Source organism: Hansschlegelia zhihuaiae, from assembly GCF_004103825.1.
In the GTDB taxonomy this organism is placed as follows: Bacteria; Pseudomonadota; Alphaproteobacteria; order Rhizobiales; family Methylopilaceae; genus Methylopila; species Methylopila zhihuaiae.
On record NZ_RYFI01000015.1, the window covers coordinates 17,566 to 38,186 of the forward strand.

General features: G+C 64.7%; 14 protein-coding genes. 9 read left to right on the forward strand and 5 right to left on the reverse strand.

The features are described from left to right. On the reverse strand, positions 1-310 hold a 310-nt coding region (locus EK403_RS23300; protein WP_245479735.1), incomplete at its 3' end, for a hypothetical protein. On the opposite strand from EK403_RS23300, the gene EK403_RS15210 reads away from it, so the two are divergent. The 5 genes from EK403_RS15210 (at position 221) to EK403_RS15230 (ending at position 7,121) form a co-directional block, all read left to right on the forward strand. Further along, complete coding sequence (locus EK403_RS15210) at positions 221-1,090, forward strand: carbamate kinase (protein ID WP_245479720.1); 870 nt, start codon at positions 221-223, stop codon at positions 1,088-1,090. The genes EK403_RS23300 and EK403_RS15210 overlap by 90 nt on opposite strands. 210 nt (positions 1,091-1,300) lie before the next feature. Continuing rightward, complete coding sequence (locus EK403_RS15215) at positions 1,301-3,403, forward strand: heavy metal translocating P-type ATPase (RefSeq protein ID WP_128778323.1); 2,103 nt, start codon at positions 1,301-1,303, stop codon at positions 3,401-3,403. Between the two features lie 216 nt (positions 3,404-3,619). Next, a complete protein-coding gene (locus tag EK403_RS15220) occupies positions 3,620-5,395 on the forward strand; it encodes a DUF3141 domain-containing protein (RefSeq protein WP_128778324.1) in 1,776 nt (591 codons plus the stop codon). A 188-nt stretch (positions 5,396-5,583) separates the two neighbouring features. Further along, the gene (locus EK403_RS15225) at positions 5,584-5,817 is read left to right on the forward strand and encodes a hypothetical protein (RefSeq protein ID WP_128778325.1); all 234 of its coding nucleotides are present in this window, start codon (positions 5,584-5,586) and stop codon (positions 5,815-5,817) included. Between the two features lie 65 nt (positions 5,818-5,882). Next, the gene (locus tag EK403_RS15230) at positions 5,883-7,121 is read left to right on the forward strand and encodes an MFS transporter (protein WP_244624029.1); all 1,239 of its coding nucleotides are present in this window, start codon (positions 5,883-5,885) and stop codon (positions 7,119-7,121) included. Between the two features lie 58 nt (positions 7,122-7,179). On the opposite strand, the gene EK403_RS15235 is transcribed toward EK403_RS15230, so the two are convergent. Genes EK403_RS15235 through ftsH form a run of 4 tightly spaced genes read right to left on the reverse strand, consistent with a single transcriptional unit; the run spans position 7,180 to position 13,989 of the window. Then, complete coding sequence (locus EK403_RS15235) at positions 7,180-8,307, reverse strand: ABC transporter permease (protein ID WP_128778326.1); 1,128 nt, start codon at positions 8,305-8,307, stop codon at positions 7,180-7,182. Between the two features lie 2 nt (positions 8,308-8,309). After that, entirely contained in the window at positions 8,310-11,075 is a 2,766-nt protein-coding gene (gene rbbA / locus EK403_RS15240; RefSeq protein WP_128778327.1) for a ribosome-associated ATPase/putative transporter RbbA, read from the reverse strand. Further along, complete coding sequence (locus tag EK403_RS15245; RefSeq protein ID WP_128778328.1) at positions 11,065-12,054, reverse strand: HlyD family secretion protein; 990 nt, start codon at positions 12,052-12,054, stop codon at positions 11,065-11,067. The genes rbbA and EK403_RS15245 overlap by 11 nt, the downstream gene beginning before the upstream one ends. Before the next feature lie 60 nt (positions 12,055-12,114). Next, the gene (ftsH, locus tag EK403_RS15250; RefSeq protein ID WP_128778329.1) at positions 12,115-13,989 is read right to left on the reverse strand and encodes an ATP-dependent zinc metalloprotease FtsH; all 1,875 of its coding nucleotides are present in this window, start codon (positions 13,987-13,989) and stop codon (positions 12,115-12,117) included. 430 nt (positions 13,990-14,419) lie between these two features. Between ftsH and EK403_RS15255 the strand changes: the two genes are divergently transcribed. The 4 genes from EK403_RS15255 to EK403_RS15270 form a co-directional block, all read left to right on the forward strand. Further along, positions 14,420-15,448: a ribose-phosphate pyrophosphokinase gene (locus EK403_RS15255; RefSeq protein WP_128778330.1), complete on the forward strand. Its 1,029-nt coding sequence runs from the start codon at positions 14,420-14,422 to the stop codon at positions 15,446-15,448. A 37-nt stretch (positions 15,449-15,485) separates the two neighbouring features. Beyond that, a complete protein-coding gene (locus EK403_RS15260; RefSeq protein ID WP_128778331.1) occupies positions 15,486-17,855 on the forward strand; it encodes a phosphoketolase family protein in 2,370 nt (789 codons plus the stop codon). An 8-nt stretch (positions 17,856-17,863) separates the two neighbouring features. Beyond that, on the forward strand, positions 17,864-19,222 hold the full coding sequence (locus EK403_RS15265) for an MBL fold metallo-hydrolase RNA specificity domain-containing protein (protein WP_128778332.1): 1,359 nt from the start codon (positions 17,864-17,866) through the stop codon (positions 19,220-19,222). Beyond that, positions 19,219-20,621, forward strand: a 1,403-nt coding sequence (locus EK403_RS15270; protein ID WP_245479721.1) for a thymidine phosphorylase family protein, incomplete at its 3' end; no start/stop codon positions are given. The genes EK403_RS15265 and EK403_RS15270, both read left to right, overlap by 4 nt.

Genomic DNA, 20,621 nt, shown 5'->3' on the forward strand with positions numbered 1-20,621 from the left:
CATCGGTGACAGCGGCGCGTTTATCATTTGACGGGCTGAAAGTGGCCGAAAGCATAGGGAGAGAGTACTTCGCAACTGCCGTTTCGCCGACCGGAGGCATACCTTTCCCAGTCGAGACCGCGGCTTCTTTGCTTCCGTTCGCCGTTGGCCGCTTGGAGAGTTGACGATGCGCATTGTTGTTGCACTTGGGGGGAATGCGTTGCTGAAACGCGGAGAGCCCATGAGCGCCGACGTTCAGCGCGCCAATGTGCGACAGGCGGCTGCGGCCCTCGCCGATCTCGCTAGAAACCACGATATCGTCGTCGCTCATGGAAGTGGCCCGCAAGTGGGATTGCTCGCCCTTCAGGCCGCCGCGTTGACGGAGGTTCCACCCTATCCCCTGGATGTCATCAGCGCCGAAAGCATCGGCATGATCGGCTACATGATCGAGCAGGAACTCGCCAACGTCCTCCCTCCGGCCACTCGACTGGCCACTTTGCTGACCCACATCGAGGTGGAGCGCGACGATCCCGCGTTCAGCCGTCCCGAGAAGCCGATTGGTCCGATTTATACGGCCCATGAGGCCGAAAATGCCCGCGCGGCGCATGGCTGGCCCGTAGCTGAAGAGGCGCCGGGCCGGTGGCGGCGCGTGGTTTCCTCGCCGTTGCCGAAACGGATCGTCCAGATCGAGGTCATCCGCATGTTGGTCACCGCGAAGGTCGTCACGATCTGCGCTGGCGGCGGCGGAATTCCCGTTGTCCGCGACGCTGCTGGCGACCTTCAGGGGGTCGAGGCCGTTATCGACAAGGATCGCGCCGCCGGACTGCTTGCCGCAGACCTCGCCGCCGATGCATTTCTCATGCTGACGGATGTCGATGCCGTGTATCTCGACTGGGGTACACCCCAGCAACGTCCGGTTCGACGAGCGCGGCCCGCTGAATTTGCGGCCCACCGGTTTCCGCCCGGCTCCATGGGTCCGAAGGTGGAGGCAGCCTGCCAGTTCGCTGCGACGCCCGGCCGGATTGCGGGCATCGGGCGACTGCAAGACGCCCGGGCGATCCTCGAGGGCAACGCCGGAACGACCGTCATATCAGATGAGGCCCATTCGTGATCCCTTCTCCGAAGCCCGTGACGGAGGCTCCTCCCGTCCAGCTGAGGCGACGCGCAGACTGAACTTGATCTGGATTAAAGATTTCAGGGCGCGCGGCAGCGAGGTTCGTGATCAGGACGTTGTCGCTTCCCGGTTATGATCAGTGCGGCAGAGACACCGATTGCCCGCCATGGCGAAGCTCTGGCCGGACCACCTGACGGACGAGGACGCATGAGCTCACCGCATTCCCATCACGACCACCACGATCATCAACAGCACGCGGGCGCCAAATCCGGGCCTGATGCCGATCAGGGTGGCGCCAAGATCGTTGCGGCAGCCGGGTCCAGCCATTCGGATCACGCCGGTCACGACCACGGAGCCATGGTCGCCGACTTCCGGCGCCGATTCTGGGTCACCTTGGTCCTGACACCTCCGGTACTAGTGCTCTCGCCGATGATCCGGGACTGGCTCGGCCTCACCGATCTTCTGTCCTTCCAAGGCGACGGATTGGTCCTCTTCGTGTTGTCGACCATCGCCTATCTCTACGGCGGCTGGCCGTTCCTGACCGGCTTCTTCTCCGAGCTGCGCAAGGGCCAGCCGGGAATGATGACGCTCATCGCACTGGCGATCTCGGCGGCCTATTTCTTCTCCGCAGCAGTCACCTTCGGTTTCCCAGGGGAGGCATTCTACTGGGAGCTCGTCACCCTCATAGCCATCATGCTGCTCGGTCACTGGGTGGAGATGCGCTCGGTGATGGGCGCTTCGCGCGCACTGGAAGAGCTGGTTCGTCTCTTGCCCGACAGTGCGACCCGAATCGACGCTGACGGCACGACGCATGAGGTAGCGATTTCCGATCTCAAGCCGGGCGACCACGTCATCGTCCGCCCGGGCGCTAAGGTGCCGGTCGACGGCGAGATCGTCGAGGGATCGTCAGGCTTCAATGAGGCGATGCTGACGGGCGAATCGCGTCCCGTCACCAAGACCGTCGGCGCGACGGCGATCGGTGGCGCGATCAACGGCGCGAACGCGGTCACCATAAAAGTGACCAAGACGGGCGATTCGACCTATCTCGCTCAGGTCATTGATCTCGTGAAAAAGGCGCAGGCAACGCGCTCGCGCACCCAGGACATCGCCAACAGGGCGGCTGCTTGGCTGACCTATATCGCCCTTGTCGTCGGCTTCGGCACGCTGTTCGTTTGGTGGATCTGGCTCGGCGCGCCCCTTGAATTCGCGCTTGAGCGCATGGTCACCGTCATGGTCGTGGCTTGCCCGCATGCCCTCGGCCTCGCCGTTCCGCTGGTGGTCGCCGTCAGCACATCGCTGAGCGCCAGCAATGGCCTTCTGATCCGCGACCGCGCAGCGTTCGAGCGGGCACGCAATCTCGATGCGGTCGTGTTGGACAAGACCGGCACACTCACGGAAGGCCGCTTCGGTGTCAGCGACGTCGTGCTGCTCGCAGGGGGTGACGAGAATGCCGAACTCGCCTTTGCCGCCGCGGCCGAGAACCAGTCTGAACATCCGATCGCGCACGGGATCGTCGCCGAGGCGAAGCGCAGAAACGTCGCCATTCCGAAAGCCAGTGAGGTGAGCAACATCACGGGCGAAGGCATCGTCGCGAAGGTCGACGGGCAGGACATTCGCATCGTTAGTCCCGGACATCTCGCCCGGCAGGGCAAGCCCATCACCCACGAGAAGCTGAAGCAGCTCGAGACGCAGGGCAAGACAGTGGTGGCGCTGCTGCGCGACGGTGAACCGCGTGCGCTCTTCGCGCTCGCCGACATCATCCGCCCCGAATCCAAGGAAGCGATCGACGAACTGACGCGGCTCGGCATCAAAGCCATCATGCTGACAGGCGACGCGAAGGGCGTCGCTGAAAGCGTGTCGAAGGAGCTCGGGATCGCGGAATATTTCGCGGAAGTGCTGCCCGACCAGAAATCCGACAAGATCAAGGAACTCCAGGCCCGCGGCCTCTCCGTGGCGATGGTCGGAGACGGCGTCAATGATGCGCCGGCGCTCGTCCAGGCGGACCTCGGCGTCGCCATTGGGGCAGGCACCGACGTGGCCGTGGAGTCGGCGGACGTCGTCCTCGTCAAGAGCGATCCGCGCGACGTCGCCGCGATCCTCGGCCTGTCGCGCGCCACCTATCGCAAGATGGTGCAAAACCTAATCTGGGCGACCGGCTATAACACGGTCGCCATCCCGATGGCCGCCGGCATCACCTTCGGAACAGGCTTCCTGATGACGCCGGCCATCGCTGCAGTTTTCATGTCCGCGAGCACGATCATCGTCGCCATCAATGCCCAGTTCCTGCGCTTTTACCGCAGACACGGCTGACGAGCGCTCACGGTCGCTGCGACCGCGGAGACCGGAAGGGCGGGCCGGTGCTGTCCTTCGGCGGTTGTGCGATCGTAGAGCAGAGAACTTGGCGGCTGATGTGGCCGGCGCTTCGCGCCCAGGCGGATCGTCTTTAACGTCCGTCAAGGACGGGAACGCCGGCGCGGCGCTGGATCCGGTGCAAGTTCAGCCCGTCATGCTTCAAAGGAGCATCCGATGCCGGTCACCAGCCCTGCGCAACGCGACGAAAGTGGTTCAATGCCCCCGGCACCGCTGGCGCTTCCGGCGCTGGCTTCTGCGCGATCTGACATGCGTGATCCGGCCTCGGCCAGGCACGCGGCAGGGATGCTGTTCGACCCTACGGGGCTATGGGCCTATACGATCGATGCATGGCAGCGATCGGTGCTGTTTTGGGATGTGCTGAGGAAGCGGGCGAACGTCATGCTGGAGCACGAGGAGGCTGGCATGCCACCGGTGCTCACCTTTCAGTACGAAATGCTGTTCGATGCGAGGCGGTTCGAGCGCCCCGCGAATTATGCGCTGCTTCGCATCACGACCGCCGGAACAGAGCATGCGGACGTGTGCGTCGACGAAGCCAAACCTCCCGTCATCGTCATGGACCCCCGCGCCGGGCACGGGCCCGGCATCGGCGGCTTCAAGCGGGACTCGGAAATTGGCATCGCGTTGCATGAAGGCTTTCCGGTCTACTTTGTGAGCTTCTTTCCGGCGCCGAGCCCCCACCAAAGGCTTGTCGATGTCCTGCACGCGCTGCATCGCTTCGTCGACGAGGTTGTCGCAAGACACCCCGGTAAGACGCCAGTCCTCTACGGCAATTGCCAGGCCGGCTGGGCCGCCATGCTGGTCGCGATCCATTGCCGGGCGCCCGTCGGCCCGATCGTCCTCAACGGCTCTCCCCTCTCCTATTGGGCGGGAGAATCGGGTGCGAATCCGATGCGGCTTGCCGGCGGCCTGCTCGGTGGAAGCTGGCTCACGCATTTCGTTGGCGATCTCGGCGATGGCCGCTTTGACGGCGCCTGGCTCATCCAGAACTTCGAGACCTTGAAGCCCGAGGCGGCGATCTGGGACAAATACGCAAATCTGTACCTCGATGTCGATCGCGAGGAGGAGCGGTTCCTGGAATTCGAGCGCTGGTGGAATGCCTGGTATAGCTTCAGCCGGGAAGAGATGGTCGAGATCGTCGACCATCTCTTCATTGGCAACGAACTCGAGCAGGGCACGCTCGACCTCGGTGACGAGGTGACGATTGATCTGCGCAGCCTGAAGAGCCCGTTGGTCGTCTTTGCCTCGTATGGGGACAACATCACGCCGCCACATCAGGCCCTGGCTTGGCTAAAAGCCGTCTACAAGACCACGAATGCGTTGAAGGAGGCAGGCCAGCGGATCGTCTACCTGACGGATCCTCGCATCGGCCATCTCGGCATCTTCGTCTCCGCGTCGGTCGCGCGCCTTGAGCACCGCGCCATCCTCGATAGCCTTGATGAGGTCGCCAGTCTCGCACCCGGTCTCTACGAGATGAAGATCTCCAACCCGACCAATGATCCCGACTGCCGCAAACCCCAATACAGCGTCGCCTTCGAAGAACGGCGTGTTGAGGACCTGGCCTTCAACAACCCGCGCAAAGCCTTCGAACGCGTCCGGCAATTGTCACAGGCGAACGAAACTCTTTATGGCAATTTCGTCAGCCCGTGGGTGCAAGCCATGGCTACGCCATGGTCGGCCGAGGCGCTCCGATGGCTGCATCCGATGCGAACCAGCCGCTATCTGCTGTCCGAAAAGTTTTCGCCCTGGATGCATGTCATAGCGCGGCTCGCGAACGACGTCCGCACGGCGCGCATGTCGGTTTCACCCGACCACCCGGCGCGCGCCGCTGAGCGTGCGTTCAGCGAGCAGATGGAAGCAGCGATCGAAATCGCCCGCGAAGCTCGGGACAGCGCCGAGGAGCAGCTGTTCCGTCGGCTCTACAGTTATTAAGTGTCGCCGACGCCATCGCCCTGGGAATCTGACGGGAGGCCGACCGCCGCCCTGCGGTGGGCGCAAGCCTTCGCTTGATCCCGGTACTTTCAGTTGCGACATCCTCGCAAAACTTGATGCGAATTAAAGATTCAGACGGGATCACCGCCTAGCTCTGGCGAGTAATACGCAGCTTTCGGCAGGTGAGAATGGACGATGATGACGATGCGAGCCCATCAACGTTCGCTGCCCGGGTCGCGATCGGCGCTGACGTCGCGTCGCGTTTGGCGGACCATATTCTCCTCATCCGCAGTCGGCACGGCTTTGCCGCTTTCCCCGGCGCGGAGCATGTCTTTCATCCGCAATATTCCCACGGCCGTGCGAGAGACGACAACAAGGTGGCTTCGCGTTCCGAAGGCATTCGGCCAGTCGTTTATTTGTGAAGATCTTCGAATGTCGCCCGTTCCTGTCCGATCAGCCCGCCAGTCTAGTGCCAGGCCAAATCGGCATGGCCGTGGCTGAGCCGGCGCGGCTAACCTGGACCGCGCTGTCGGCGGTGCTCGTCGCGATGTTCGCGATCACGGTCGGCTATGGTGTCGCCTTGCCGATCCTGCCGTTCCTGATCGAACAGGTCGCCGGGAAGACCGCGCCTCAGGCCTTGTCGTGGCATACGGGGCTGCTGACAGGGGCCTACATCATCGCCATCTTTGTCGGCGCTCCAGTCTGGGGACGAATCTCGGATCGCTGCGGACGCAAGCCGATCATCCTGCTGGGCCTGGTCGGCTTTGCAGCGACGACGGGATTTTTTGCCGTTACCGAAAGCCTTCCGCTTCTCTATCTTGGCCGGTTTCTTGCCGGACTTTTTGCCGCCGCCATCACCCCGGTCGCCTATGCTCTCATCGGTGATCATGCGCCGTCAAAAGAATGGCGCGCCCACCGCTTCGCGCTGATCAATATCGCCGGCACTGCCGGGTTCTTCATCGGTCCGCTGCTCGGCGGGCTTGCGGTGCGCGTCGCCGGCAAGCTCTGGGCGCTCTCGCCTGACCGATCGCTGGCGATGCCTTTGCTCACAGCGACAGGCCTGGCGGTCATCGCAGCAATCCTCGTGGTTCTTCTCCTTCCTGCAGGGATAGAACGCAACCGCGTTGATGCGCCACCCGACGCCGCACAGATCGAGCGTCGCGCCATGGTGCGGCTTCTCGCGATCGCGCTCGTGGCCGCTCTCGCGATCGGCGTTTTCGAGGTCGGGCTGGCATTGCGCGGCAAGGTTCTCGGACTCGATGCCGCACATATCGGCATCATGTTCGCCGAATGCAGCCTCGTGATGGCCATCGTCCAGGCCTTGGTGTTCTCGCCTCTCATCAAACCAGAACTCACGCGCTGGTTCATTGCGCCCGGGCTCGCGACCCTGTCCGTCGGGCTCGTCGTCGTCTCGCTCGTGAGCGGCTCGGTCTTGATGTCGATCGCCGTTGCGCTGGTGGCGGCAAGCGCCGGCATGCTCTCGCCAGTTGCCACATACTGGGCGTCCCTCGGCATCGCGACCAGCGAGGGCGCGCAGCTCGGCCGCATGACAGCCGCAGCCAGCCTCGGTCAGGCGCTTGGATCGGTCGCGGGCGGCGCGTTGTTCGATTTGCCAGTCTTGCCCGATGCCAGCTTCGTCCTCGCCGCTCTGCTCGTCCTGGGAACGCTGCTCGCCAGCATGCGCCTGCCCCAGCTCCTGATGCCGGACACGCCCGCGAGCAAATAGCTGCTGGAGACGAATGTGCGCAACCGCGCAAGCCTCGTCGCACCCTTGAACGCAACTCCTACGACTGACGCGACAACATCGCCTTGAAGCGATAAAGCGCAAGCGTAACGAAGGCCGCGCCAAGCCCAGCCATGATCAGAAGATCCCGCCAAACAACGGCGATGCCCGCGCCGCGGTAGAGGACCGCTTGGGCGAAGCGCACGAAATGGGTCGACGGTGAGAGGTCCATGATCGCCTGGAGGGCCCGCGGCATGCTCTCGAACGGCGTGAACGAGCCCGACAACAGAAACATTAGGACAAAGACCGGAATCGAGAGCAGCGCAAATTGCGGCATGGAGTTCGCGACCGTGGCGAGCAGAATGCCGAGCGACGTCACGGCGAAGAGGTAGATCGCCGTTCCAGCGAGAAACAGTTCGATCGAACCGACGATCGGTGTGCGCAGGACGACCTCGACGACGACATGAAGAGAGAAGGCGGCCGCGAGAAGAATGACCAGGCCATTCGCCCAGACCTTCCCGGCGATGATCTCGCTGGCGCTCACCGGCATGACGAGGAGATGTTCGATCGTGCCGTGCTCGCGCTCGCGCATCACCGCGGCGCCAACCAGAATGATGGCGAGAATGGTGACGTTGTTGATGACGCCCATGCTCGCGGTGAAGCTGATCGCTTCGAGATTCGGATTGAACATCGCGCGGATCACGGCATTGACCGGAGCGAGGGTCTCGGCGGGAGCTTGCTTGAGGAAGCTGGTCGTTTCCTGCGCGACAATCTGCTGGATATAGGCCGTGCCGACACCGGCCTGAGAGATGCTGGTTGCGTCGACATTGACCTGGATCGCGGGGCTACGACCGGCCAGGAAATCAGCTTCCAGCCCGTGCGGGATATCGATGATGAAGGTGAAGGCGCCCTTGTCCATCAAGCCGTCGAGGCTCGAGCGGTCGATTTCGACCGGAGGCCGAAAATAGGGTGCCCGCAGCGCGTCCTTGATCCGGCCCGAAAGAGTCGAGCGATCGCCGTCGATGACGGCCACCTTTGCGTCATTGACGTCCGTTCGCATCGCTGTCGCCTCTGAATAAACAGCGAAGGTGAAGACGTAGGCGATGAGCACCACCATCACGACGTCACGCGACAGACTGGCGAATTCCTTGACGCCGAGACGGAAGGCATTTTCGATCCAGCGGCGCATCGCTACGCCCCCTGTTTGCGGATCAGCAGCCGCGCGAGCAGCAGGAATCCCAGCCCGAAACCGGCCAGCACAATGAGCTCGCGGGTGAAGGCGGGTGTGTCGAGTCCCTTGGCGAAGACCCCCAGGCTGATCGTCTGGAACCAGAGCGGGGGGAAAGACAGGCCCATGATGCGCCCCGGGCCCTCCAGCGAGGAGGCCGGGATCAGGAATCCGGAATAATGGGCCGCGGTCATCGCGGTCAGGATCGCGGTGCCGAAGATCGCTGCCACCTGGGTCGAGACGAAGGCCGAAACCAGGAGGCCGAAGGCCGTAGCGGCGAAGACATAGAGGACGGCCGCCAGAGAGAGCGCCAGCAGCGAGCCCTTCGGCACGACGCCGAGTACACCGCCGGCAAAGGCCAGCAAGCTCAGATAACTCAAGATCCCGATCGCGACATAGGGGAGCTGCTTGCCCAGCAGATATTCACCCACCGTCGCCGGCGACGCATAGACGTTCGCGATCGAGCCCATCTCCTTCTCCCGGACGACGCCGAGGGCCGTCAGCATGGCCGGGAAGATGATCAGCAGGAGCATGATCGATCCGGGCGTGATCGCAAAGACGCTGCGGAAATCCTGATTGTAGCGAAAGCGCGGTTCGACCCGCAGCGTCTCCGCCGGCGGCCCGTCTGCCGCGCGCGAGGCGCGCGCGAGCTCGCCGGCATAGGTCTGAAGCGTCCCCAGGATATAGGCGCGAGCGGTCTCGGCGGGGAAGGTGTTGCCGCCGTCGAGCCAGAAGCCGATTTCGGGACGATGCCCTTGCAACAGGTCGCGCCCGAAGCCAGGCGGGATGTCGATGGCGAACTTCAGCTCACCGGCGCGCAAGCGCCGATCGATGTCGATCTCCTCGCCAAGGCGTTCCTGCTCGACAAAATACCGGGAGTTCGAGAACTGATCGAGAAACGCACGGCTTTCCAGCGACTGGTCGCGGTCGAGTACGGCGTAACGCAGGCCTTCGATATCGAAGGAAATCCCGTAGCCGAACGCCGCCATGAGTAGGAGGGGGCCGACGAGCGCGAAAGCCAGCCGAATGCGGTCCCGGCTGAGCTCCAGCGCCTCGCGCCGTGCGAACGTCCAGATCCGCTTCGCCGGCGCCAGGAGCGGCCGTGGCGGCGCAATGGCGTCGTCCTTGGAGGCTGGCGCAGCGGGCTCGGTTGACCAGGCACCCTCACTGGGCGTCTCCGCGTCGGATCCGGTCGCGGCGGCATCCTCCAGGTAGGCGACGAAGGCGTCGTCGAGGCTCGCAGCCCCGCGCGCGGTCTGAAGCTCGTGTGGCGCGCCGACGGCCAGCACCCGACCGGCATGCATGAGAGAGACGCGGTCGCAGCGCTCGGCCTCGTTCATGAAGTGCGTCGAGATGAAAATCGTCACCCCGTCTTTGCGCGACATCTCCACCAAAAGGCTCCAGAAGCGGTCGCGCGCCGCCGGGTCGACACCTGACGTCGGCTCGTCCAGGATCAGGACGTCCGGCCGGTGCAGACATGCCGCCGCCAGCTGAAGCCGCTGGCGCATGCCCAACGGCAATGCGTCTGGCAGCGTCTCGGCGACATCAGCGAGTTCGAAGCGCGACAAGCCTTGTTCGACACGCTCGACGAGCGTCTTGCCGCCAATGCCACAGAGCCGCCCGTGCAATTCGAGATTGCCGCGCACGGACAATTCTTCGTAGAGCGAGAAGGTTTGCGAGACGTAGCCGATCCGCGTCCTAGTCGAGATATCACGGGCGTCCACGGGCTTTCCCAGAAGCTCGGCGCGTCCTTCCGTCGCCGGCAGCAGCCCGGTCAGCATCTTCATCGTGGTCGTCTTGCCGCAGCCATTGGAGCCGAGGAAGCCGAAGATCTCGCCTCGCTCGATGCGGAAGCTCACATGGTCGACCGCGGTGAAATCGCCGAAGCGCATCGTCAGGCCTTCGGCCACGATGGCCGGGGGCCCGCCATCCGGCACAAGACGTGGCACGGACGACACTGGGCGCGCGCCGCGCCGCTCTGGGCGCTGCAGCTCGATATAGGCTTGCTCGAGCGTGGCGGCGCCGGTCCGGGCGAGAAGCTCCGCCTTGCTGCCGTCGGCGATGATCGCTCCATCATCCATGGCGATGATGCGATCGAACTCGCCGGCCTCCTCCATATAGGCGGTCGCCACGATCACCGTCATGGCCGGCCGCTCGGCCTGGATACGCGCGATCAGCGTCCAGAACTGGCGGCGCGACAGCGGATCGATGCCCGTCGTCGGCTCATCGAGGATGAGAAGATCGGGATCATGCACCAGCGCGCAGCACAGGCCGAGCTTCTGTTTCATCCCGCCTGACAGCTTTCCCGCCGGCCTGTCGGCAAAGGTAAAAAGCCCGGTGACCCGCATGAGCTGATCGATCCGTCGACGTCTGCGGCCGTCCGGCTGGCTGTAGAGTCGGGCGAAAAAGTCGATATTCTCCATGACCGAAAGCGTCGGATAAAGATTGCGTCCGAGCCCTTGCGGCATATAGGCGATCCGCGGCGCGGCCGCGCTGCGGTGGGACGCCGAGGCCATGTCACCGCCGAGCACGCGAACCGAACCGCGCTGGATGCGCCGCACCCCCGCGATCAGACCCAGCAAAGTCGACTTCCCAACGCCATCTGGACCGACAATCGCAAGCTTGCAGCCCGTTGATATCAAGAGCCCGAGATCGCGAAGCGCGATCACCTTCCCATAGGCCTGATGGATCGCCGAGAGGCTGACGGCTGCTGCTGACTCAGCCTCCATCGGGCAGCCTCGGCGCAAGCTCGGCCGGCCAGTTCGCGTTGCCCGTCACCGGGACATAGGCGTTGCCGGTCATGCCCGCCTTCACATAGCCCCGCTCGGAGGCCACAAGGGCCGGATCGAGGTGCAGCTTGACGCGATACATCAGCTTCTCGCGTTCGTTCGCGGTCTCGACGAATTTCGGCGTGAACTGCGCGTCGGCGGAGACGAAGGACACGGTCGCCGGCAGGACAAAACCGCCCGGGCCATCCAGCACGAGGCGGGCTTGCGAACCGACGGCCACACGACCAGCGGAGGCCGTCGGCAGATAGATGGTCATGTGCGCATCCGAAAGATCGAAGACGGTGAGGACCCGCCCTCCGGCGCCGACAACCTCTCCGGTTCGCGCCAGCCGGTACTCGACGCGGCCGGACACCGGCGCCCTCAACGTCATGTCGGCGATGGCGGCTTCGATCTGGCTGACCTGCGCCTCGGCGACCTCCACCGAGGCCTTGGCGTCCTCGACTGCGGCTTTCGCGGTCAGCAGCGAGGCTCGTGCGATGTCGCGCTGTGCCGTCCGCCGATCGAGCTCGGCCTGCGTGGAGGTATTCGTCCGCATGAGATCCACGACACGCTGGAGCTCGATTTGCGCGAGATTGAGTTCCGCCTCGCGTAGCGCGACGCTGGCTTCAGCGCTGGCCACGCTCTGATGGCTGCGATGGACAGCAGCTCTCGCCGCCGTCAATTGCGCCCGGATCTCGCTCGTATCGAGCCGGGCGAGGACGTCGCCCTTGCTGACGTTGGCCCCCTCGTCGACCATCACTTCGGCCAGACGGCCGGCATATTTGCTGGTGATGTCGACCCGCTCGACCTCGATCCTTCCATTCACCCGCGCTAACCCCGCAGGCACCTGGTTCTGCGTTCGTAGCCAATAGACGTAGGCGCCGGCCGCAGCGGTGGCGACCAGCACGGCGACGACGACAACGGACGATCTACGCACCATAGATACCCCTGAACAGCGAGCGCCCGCCGAGCAGGCCAATCTGGCAGTTTCCGATCCGCATCATTCGACCAGAGCGAGACCGGGCTTTCGCCGCACCTCGCGCTCGAGCCCCGCGGTCAACGTGGCGAGTTCATCCGGGCCGAGCGTCTCGCGGGCGAGAAGCTCGCGCGCGCTGGCGTCGAGCATTGACCGGTTGCGCTCGAGGATCGCGCGGGCCTTCTGGAAGGCGCTGCTGATGAGGTCCTTCACCATGTGATCGATCGCCTCGGCCGTCTCATCGCTATAGGTACGTGGACGCCAGACCGGGGTTTGGCCGACCAGGAAGCTGCCTGTCTCCGGCTCGTAGGCGACCTGTCCCAGCTCCTTCGACATGCCGAACCGAACCACCATGTTGCGCGCAATGTCCGTCGCTTTGACCAGATCGTCGGCCGCGCCGGTCGAAATCTCGTCGAAGACCAGGCTTTCGGCGGCACGGCCGCCGAGCAGCACCGCCATGCGATCCTCCAGCTCGGACTGGCTCATGAGAAAGCGATCCTCGATCGGCCGCTGCAGCGTGTAGCCCAGCGCCGCGATGCCGCGCGGGATGATCGAGACCTTCTGCACCACGTCTGTCTGCGGCAGGGCCATGGCGACGAGCGCATGTCCCATTTCGTGATGGGCGACGATCTCACGCTCGCGCGGAATGAGAATCCGGCTCTTCTTCTCGAGTCCGGCGACGATACGCTCCACAGCCTGTGTGAAATCGTCGAGAACGGTGGCGCTCGCGCCACGGCGCGTGGCAACAAGCGCAGCCTCGTTGACGAGATTGGCCAGATCGGCGCCGGTAAATCCCGGTGTGAGCGCCGCGACCGCTGCGACGTCGAGATCGGGCGCCACACTGATCTTCTTCAGATGCACGTTGAGGATGTCGATCCGGCCCTGCCGGTCGGGACGGTCGACCAGAACCTGCCGATCGAAGCGCCCGGCCCGCAAAAGCGCCGGATCGAGGATCTCGGGCCGGTTGGTTGCTGCGAGGACGACGATGCCGACGCTGGGGTCGAAGCCGTCCATCTCGGCGAGCAGCTGATTGAGCGTCTGCTCCTTCTCGTCGTGTCCCCCGCCTGGCACATCGATGCCACGCGCGCGGCCCAGCGCGTCGAGCTCGTCGATGAAGACGATGGCTGGCGCCTGCTCGCGCGCCTGCTGGAAAAGGTCGCGCACGCGCGAGGCGCCGACGCCGACGAACATTTCGACGAATTCGGAGCCCGTGATGGAGAAAAAGCGAACGCCCGATTCTCCAGCGACGGCGCGCGCCAACAGCGTCTTGCCCGTTCCGGGCGGTCCGACGAGAAGCAAACCTTTGGGAATGCGTGCGCCGAGCCGGCCAGAGGTTGCCGGGTCCTTGAGAAACCCGACGACTTCGGCGAGCTCCTGCTTTGCCTCGTCGACGCCCGCGACATCCGCGAATGTCACCTTCACGCCCTTCTCCGCATAGACCTTGGCCCGGCTGCGACCAATGCTCATCAACCCGCCATGCTGCCCGGCCATCATCGGGCGCAGCAGAAACATCCAGATCAGCACGAACATCGCGGCCGGCATGAGCCACGACAGCAGGTTTTCGAAAAGGCCGGGCGCCGGTTGCCCGGAGAAGGAAATATTGCGGCGGGTGAGCACATCCGCGATCTGGGGGTCGACGCGAACGGTCGAGAAATGCTGAGGCGCGTCCTTGTCGACCGGCGGCTTATAGGCGCCGGTGATCTCGGTTGGACCGACAATCAGGTCGGTGACACCGTCCTTTTCGATGAGGTTCTGGAATTCGCTATAGGGGATGACCTTGACGTGGTTCTGGCCGACCAGCAGATCACGAATCAGCAGAACGGCGAAAAAAACCGCGATGAAGTAAAGGATGTCGAACTTGAAGACCCGCTTGGCGGGAGCTTTGTTGTCAGTCGCCATCAGCCGCCTTCCCGTACTTCCCTCGTCCGTGACGGGCGCGATCCGGTTGAAATCATCAGCCCCGGAACGTAACCGATCACCACGTCTAATGAGCATCAGGGCCTAGAGAGCTCGCCGACAACGGCGAACCCGTGCCCCCTCCTCGGCGGCGACGATGCGCGTCCGTGCCGGCCGAAACTTTAACTCAAATCAAGGTTGCGCCCGGAAAGTCGCTGCCGGCGAGACCGTCTACCCAGGCATTGAGCGCGACGGGAAAGGCGATTCCACGAGCCCGGACGGTCGGCAGGGACCCGGACAGAACTTAATCTCGATTAAAGAATTGCGGCGCCGCGCAGCCTTATCAGGAACCGAGTCTTCGCCTTCGCGACAGAAATCACGAGCCGACGCCGGGTCCTGCTAAACGCCGAGGCGAGACGACGAAAGATAAAGAATGGCCATTGTCCCCGTCTCGAAGAATTTTCCGCACATTATCATCCCCTTGCCGGGCAATGAGGCCTTCGCGCGCGATCTTGCAAGCGCCGGCGCCGGCGAGGTCGGCGCCATCGAGACGCGCAACTTCCCCGATGGCGAGACCTATGTGCGCCTCGCCTCCGACGTGGCAGGACGAGCGGTTCTGCTGGTTTCGACCCTCGCTCGACCCGACGAAGGTTTCCTGCGCCTCATCTTCCTTGCCGATGCAGCACGCTCCCTCGGCGCGGCCGAGGTGACGCTGGTCGCCCCTTATCTCGCCTATATGCGGCAGGATCGCCGTTTCCAGCCGGGCGAAGCCGTCACGTCGCGCAGCTTCGCGCGCCTGATCTCATCCAGCTTCGACCGGCTCGTCACTGTTGATCCTCATCTTCACCGCTATCCGGCGCTGTCCGCGCTCTACGACATCCGGACGCTGACGCTGCATGCCGCACCGTTGCTGGCCGACTGGATCGCGGCTTCGATCACCAAGCCGCTCGTCATCGGTCCGGATGAGGAAAGCGAACAGTGGGTGTCGGCGATCGCGGCGCGGATCGGCGCGCCGCATGCCGTGCTGCGCAAGATCCGCCATGGCGACCGCGATGTCGAAGTCGCGCTGCCGGACCTCTCGCAATGGAGTGATCTACAGCCCGTACTCGTCGACGATATCGCCTCGTCCGGCAACACTCTCATCGAAGCGGCGCGCCAGCTGCCGTCGCAGGGTTTTACCCGCCCCGACGTCGCGGTGGTGCACGGCATCTTCGCCGGCGACTCCTATGCGCGGTTGGCGCCGCTCTGCGGCAGGATTGTCTCGACTAATTCCGTCAGCCACGCCAGCAACGCGATCGGGCTCGCCCGGCTGATCGCCGATGCGGTCGCTGCCGCAGACACGCCCGGTCCTGGGCCGATCCGCCATCGGCGGCCACCTGAGCCGATCGACGACGTGGAACGGGCGGGCATCGATTCCTTTCCCGCAAGCGACCCTCCACCCTGGACCGGCGGGGTCGAATAGGACAGCCGACACAGAGAACTCAAGGAATGACAAGCGTATGGTCGCAACGACATCATCAGCCGTCGAACACTGGCGCAGCGGCTACGGCCCGATCACGCACGGCGACGAGACGGTGGAGCGCATTCGCACGCTTGCGCAATCGGGGAGATTCGACCCGGAAACGTTTTATCGTCGTCTCGCCGCCGCTGACCGGCTGGCATGTGCCGCGATGTGGACGGTCGTGCACATGACCTATGCCAAGCGAGTCGATCTATCCGGAGCGCCTTTGCCGGCCGACGCCTTCAAGACTGCGCCGGAAGGGCACACCGGCGGATCGCTGAACATGGTGCCCGCCTTTGTCGGCTATCTGACGGCGAACGCCTTGTCGGCCACGACTCGCTCCTGGCTGATGGGACAGGGCCATTGTGTCGCCGCGGTCGAGGCGGTCAACGCCCTCACCGGCGATGTCTCCGACGCGCAAAAAGGCCGCTATGACCGCAGCGAGAAGGGCCTGTCCCAGCTTGCCGCCGATTTCTATTCCTACGCGATCGACGCCGACGGCCGGCCGGCGGTTCCGATTGGCAGCCATGCCGGGCCAAACACGGCCGGCGCTATCTCCGAGGGCGGCTATCTCGGCTTCGCCGAAGTCCAGTATGTCCACGCACCGCTGCCGGGAGAGAGCCTGGTCGCCTTTCTGAGCGACGGCGCCTTCGAGGAGCAGCGGGGCTCGGACTGGACGGCGCGCTGGTGGCGGGCGGAGGATTGCGGCCTCGTCGTTCCCATCATGATCCTCAATGGGCGGCGTATCGAGGAGCGGGCGCAGATCGCGCAGCAAGGCGGCGCGGCGTGGCTTGCCGATCATCTCAGGCTCAACGGCTTCGACCCCTTCGGGATCGACGGCCGTGATCCCGCAGCCTTCGTCTGGGCGATCCTGACGGCGGAGGAACGCCTCGGCCGTTTTGCCGCCGATCCCGCCCGCAGCTATCCTGCTCCCATCCCCTACGCCATCGCCGAAACCGTGAAGGGCTTCGGCTTTCCCGGCGCGGGCACCAATGCCGCGCATAACCTGCCGCTTGCCGCAAACCCGTCGCGCGATCGGGCCGCGCGCGATGCGTTCAATGAGGCGGCGCGGGCTCTGTTTGTCGCGCCAGCCGACATCGCTGCGGCGGTCTCCGCCATCGCCGTCCACCAGGAGCAGAACCGGCCCGCGGCGAGCCGGCATCCGCTGGCTTCGCGCCATCCGCCTCAGCCGATCCAGCCGCAGCCGCAATGGACCGATACGAACGCTCCGCCCGATTGCGCCATGCATGCGCTCGATCGCTGGTTCGTCCGGCTTGTCGATGCCAATCCGGGGCTCAGAGTGCGCGTCGGCAATCCGGACGAGCTGAGCTCCAACCATATGAGCGCGACCCTCGAGCGCCTGCGCCATCGCGTCAACGCGCCGGAGACAGGCGTGGCCGAGGCCTACGACGGCGGTGTGATCACGGCGCTCAACGAGGAGGCGGTCGCCGCCGCGGCACTTGCGAACAAGGGCGGGATCAATCTCATCGTCAGCTACGAGGCCTTCGCGATGAAGATGCTCGGCGGCCTGCGACAGGAAATCGTGTTCGCGCGCCGCCAGCGCGAGGATGGCAAGGAGCCGGGCTGGATTTCGGTGCCGCTCGTCGTCACCTCGCATACCTGGGAGAACTCCAAGAACGAGCAATCGCACCAGGACCCGACCCTCGGCGAGGCGCTGTTTGGCGAAATGTCCGATACGGCGCGTGTGCTGTTCCCTGTGGACGCCAACAGCGCGGTCGCCACGATGGTCTCGGTCTTCGACGGACGCGGGCAAGTCGGCTGCGTGATCGTTTCGAAGCGAGACATGCCGCATCGCTTCGACGGCGAGGCCGCGACCCGTTTCGTGGCCGACGGCGCCGCCCCTGTTTTCGGACAGGCCGGGAGCGCGGAGCTGCAGATCGTCGCGATCGGCGCCTACCAGCTCGAAGAGGCGCTCAAGGCCGCCCGTCGGCTGAAGGCGCGCGGACGGCATGTCCTGGTGACGGCGATCAATGAGCCCGGCCGTTTTCGGATCCCACGCGATCCGATCGAAGCGCGCTTCGTGGCGACAGACGATACGCTCGCGCGCCTCTTTCCGCCCGGCGTCCCGCGCCTGATCGTGTCGCACACCCGTCCGGAGCCGATGCTCGGCCTGCTGCGCCGGCTCGACGAGGGCCCGAAACGGACCGGCGCGCGCGGCTATATCAGCCGGGGCGGCACGCTCGACGTCGCCGGGATGCTGTTCGCCAATCGGTGCTCATGGGCGCATCTGATCGACGCGGCGGCTCCGCTCGCCGGCTGGTCCCGCCACGACCACCTCACGCCTGACGAACGCAACGCCATCGATGGGAAGGGCACACCCGCCGCTCTGTCCACCGCCACGCAGTGAAGGACGACATGCTCACACTCACCTCCCTCGGCGGCGCAGGCACCGTCACCGGCTCGAAACATCTCCTCGCCAACGGCGACAAGCGCATCCTGGTCGACTGCGGTCTGTTTCAGGGCCTCAAGAACCTGCGCGAGTTGAACTGGGAGCCGCTGCCGATCGCGCCGTCGAGCATTGACGCCGTCATCCTGACGCATGCCCATCTCGACCATTCGGGCTACCTTCCGAAGCTCGTGCGTGATGGTTTTCGTGGAAGGATTTATGCGACGTCCGCGACGCGCGACGTCTCGGAGCTCATCCTCAAGGACAGTGGGCACCTGCAGGAAAAGGATGCCGAATACGCCAACCGGAAAGGCTTCTCGAAGCACAAGCCGGCGCTCGCGCTCTACGGCATCCGCGATGCGGAACGCAGCCTCGAGTTCTTCTCGACCGTTCCGTTCGACACACCGACCCAGCTGCCCTTTGGCGCGACCCTGACTTTCCGCCATGCCGGGCATATCCTCGGCGCGGCCACCGCCGAGATCCAATGGGGCGGCCGGCGCGTCGCATTCTCTGGGGACCTCGGACGCTATGACGATCCGGTTCTGCCCGATCCAGCGCCGGTGCCGGAAGCCGACTACGTTCTGATTGAATCGACCTATGGCAATCGTGTTCACGATCCGGCCGATCCGACCGAGGCGCTCGGCGCCGTCGTCGAGCGGACAATCGCGCGCGGTGGGACGGTCGTCGTCCCGGCCTTCGCCGTCGGTCGCGCCCAGTCACTGCTCTATCATCTGTGGAAGCTCAAGACGGCAGGGCGCCTGGCCCAGGTTCCGGTCTATCTAGACAGCCCCATGGCGATCGACGCCACCGACCTTTTGCATGCCCATCGCCAGGATCACCGCCTGACGCCCGAGCAATGCAAGGAGGTCTGCGCGATCGCGACCTACACGCGCGATGTCGAGGCTTCGAAGGCGATTACCGCAAGCCCCTATCCCAAGGTGGTGATCTCAGCGAGCGGCATGGCGACCGGCGGGCGTGTCCTCCATCACCTGAAGACCTTCGCCCCCCATGCCCGCAACACCATTCTTTTCTCGGGTTTCCAGGCAGCAGGCACCCGCGGCCGCGCCATGCTGCAGGGCGCCCAGGAGACCAAAATTCATGGCGAGTGGATTCCCGTCCGCGCCGCTGTCCAGGAACTGTCGATGCTCTCGGCTCATGCCGATTCCAATGAGCTGTTACGATGGCTGTCGGGGTTCCGGCATGCGCCGACCCGCATTTTCATCGTGCATGGCGAGGATGAGGGCTCCGAAGCCTTGCGGGTTCGCATCGACCGCGAGCTCGGATGGAACGCCGTCGTTCCGCGTCAGGACCAGGCTTTCAAGCTATGACGTCTTCCGTCGCGACGATTCCTGCTCAGCCCACGCTCCGAGTCAGGCGCATCCGGCTGCACACGCAGCATCAGGCAGTGGCCGTCATGCGCAGCGATTGCCACGTCTGCCGATCGGAGGGCTTGTCGGCGCGATCGCAGGTGCTCGTGTCGAACGGCAAAGGAGAGGTCCAGGCGACCCTGTTTCAGGTCGATGGCGATGGCCTGATCGCCATCGACGAGGTCGGCCTTTCGGAGACCGCCTGGGAACGGCTCGGGCTCACCGACGGCGATGCGGTCCATGTCAGCCACGCGCCCGCGATCGATTCTCTCGCCAGTGTGCGTCAGCGCATCTATGGCAATCGGCTCGACGCCCACGCCTTTGCCGAGATTCTGCGTGATATCGTTGCAGGGCGTTACACCGAAGTCCACCTTGCGGCATTCCTCACCGCCAGCGCCGCTCTCCCCCTCGACGAGAACGAGACCGTCGATCTGACAGGCGCCATGGTCGATGTCGGGGAGCGGATGCGGTGGGACGCGCCGATTGTCGTCGACAAGCATTGTGTGGGCGGCCTTCCCGGCAACCGGACGACGCCGATCGTCGTCGCGATCGTTGCCGCGAACGGGCTGGTCATGCCCAAGACCTCCTCGCGCGCCATCACTTCCCCGGCCGGCACCGCCGACACGATGGAAACGCTGGCGCCGGTCGAACTCGATCTCGCTACGTTGAGACGCGTCGTCGAAAGCGAAGGGGGCTGCGTCGCCTGGGGCGGCGCCGTGCATCTGAGCCCCGCTGACGACATCTTTGTGCGCGTCGAGCGCGAACTCGATATCGACACCGAAGGGCAGCTCGTCGCCTCGGTTTTGTCGAAGAAGATCGCAGCGGGCTCGACCCATGTCGTCATCGACATCCCTGTCGGGCCGACGGCGAAGGTGCGGGGCGACGACGCGGCCAACCGGTTGGCTTCGCGCCTCGACGCCGTCGCGAAGCGCTTCCGCCTGGCGACGACCTGCGTCCAGACCGACGGCTCCCAACCTGTCGGCCGTGGAATCGGACCGGCGTTGGAGGCTTACGACGTCCTCGCCGTGCTGCAGAACACGCCGGAGGCGCCGGACGATCTGCGCCGACGCGCGGCGGCGCTGGCCGGCGCAGCGCTTGAGATCGGCGGCAAGGCTGCGCGGGGAGAAGGTGTGAACCTCGCACTTGAAACGCTCGCAAGCGGGCGGGCATGGGTGAAGTTCGAGGCGATCTGTCAGGCGCAGGGTGGCTTTCGCACGCCGCCGAAGGCGTCCTACGTCCATCCGTTGACCGCGGCGCACGCCGGTCGCGTCGTTCACATTAACAACCGCAAGCTCTCCCGGCTCGCCAAGCTCGCCGGCGCCCCGGAGGCGAAGGCGGCGGGCCTGCGCATGGCGGGGCG

Coding starts and splice junctions, on each gene's coding strand:
- EK403_RS15210 (WP_245479720.1), top strand. CDS start 221: ATGAGCGCCGACGTTCAGCGCGCCAATGTGCGACAGGCGGCTGCGGCC.
- EK403_RS15265 (WP_128778332.1), top strand. CDS start 17,864: ATGCTCACACTCACCTCCCTCGGCGGCGCAGGCACCGTCACCGGCTCG.
- ftsH (WP_128778329.1), bottom strand. CDS start 13,989: ATGGCGACTGACAACAAAGCTCCCGCCAAGCGGGTCTTCAAGTTCGAC.
- EK403_RS15245 (WP_128778328.1), bottom strand. CDS start 12,054: ATGGTGCGTAGATCGTCCGTTGTCGTCGTCGCCGTGCTGGTCGCCACC.
- EK403_RS15215 (WP_128778323.1), top strand. CDS start 1,301: ATGAGCTCACCGCATTCCCATCACGACCACCACGATCATCAACAGCAC.
- EK403_RS15220 (WP_128778324.1), top strand. CDS start 3,620: ATGCCGGTCACCAGCCCTGCGCAACGCGACGAAAGTGGTTCAATGCCC.
- EK403_RS15235 (WP_128778326.1), bottom strand. CDS start 8,307: ATGCGCCGCTGGATCGAAAATGCCTTCCGTCTCGGCGTCAAGGAATTC.
- EK403_RS15260 (WP_128778331.1), top strand. CDS start 15,486: ATGGTCGCAACGACATCATCAGCCGTCGAACACTGGCGCAGCGGCTAC.
- rbbA (WP_128778327.1), bottom strand. CDS start 11,075: ATGGAGGCTGAGTCAGCAGCAGCCGTCAGCCTCTCGGCGATCCATCAG.
- EK403_RS15255 (WP_128778330.1), top strand. CDS start 14,420: ATGGCCATTGTCCCCGTCTCGAAGAATTTTCCGCACATTATCATCCCC.
- EK403_RS15230 (WP_244624029.1), top strand. CDS start 5,883: ATGGCCGTGGCTGAGCCGGCGCGGCTAACCTGGACCGCGCTGTCGGCG.
- EK403_RS15225 (WP_128778325.1), top strand. CDS start 5,584: ATGGACGATGATGACGATGCGAGCCCATCAACGTTCGCTGCCCGGGTC.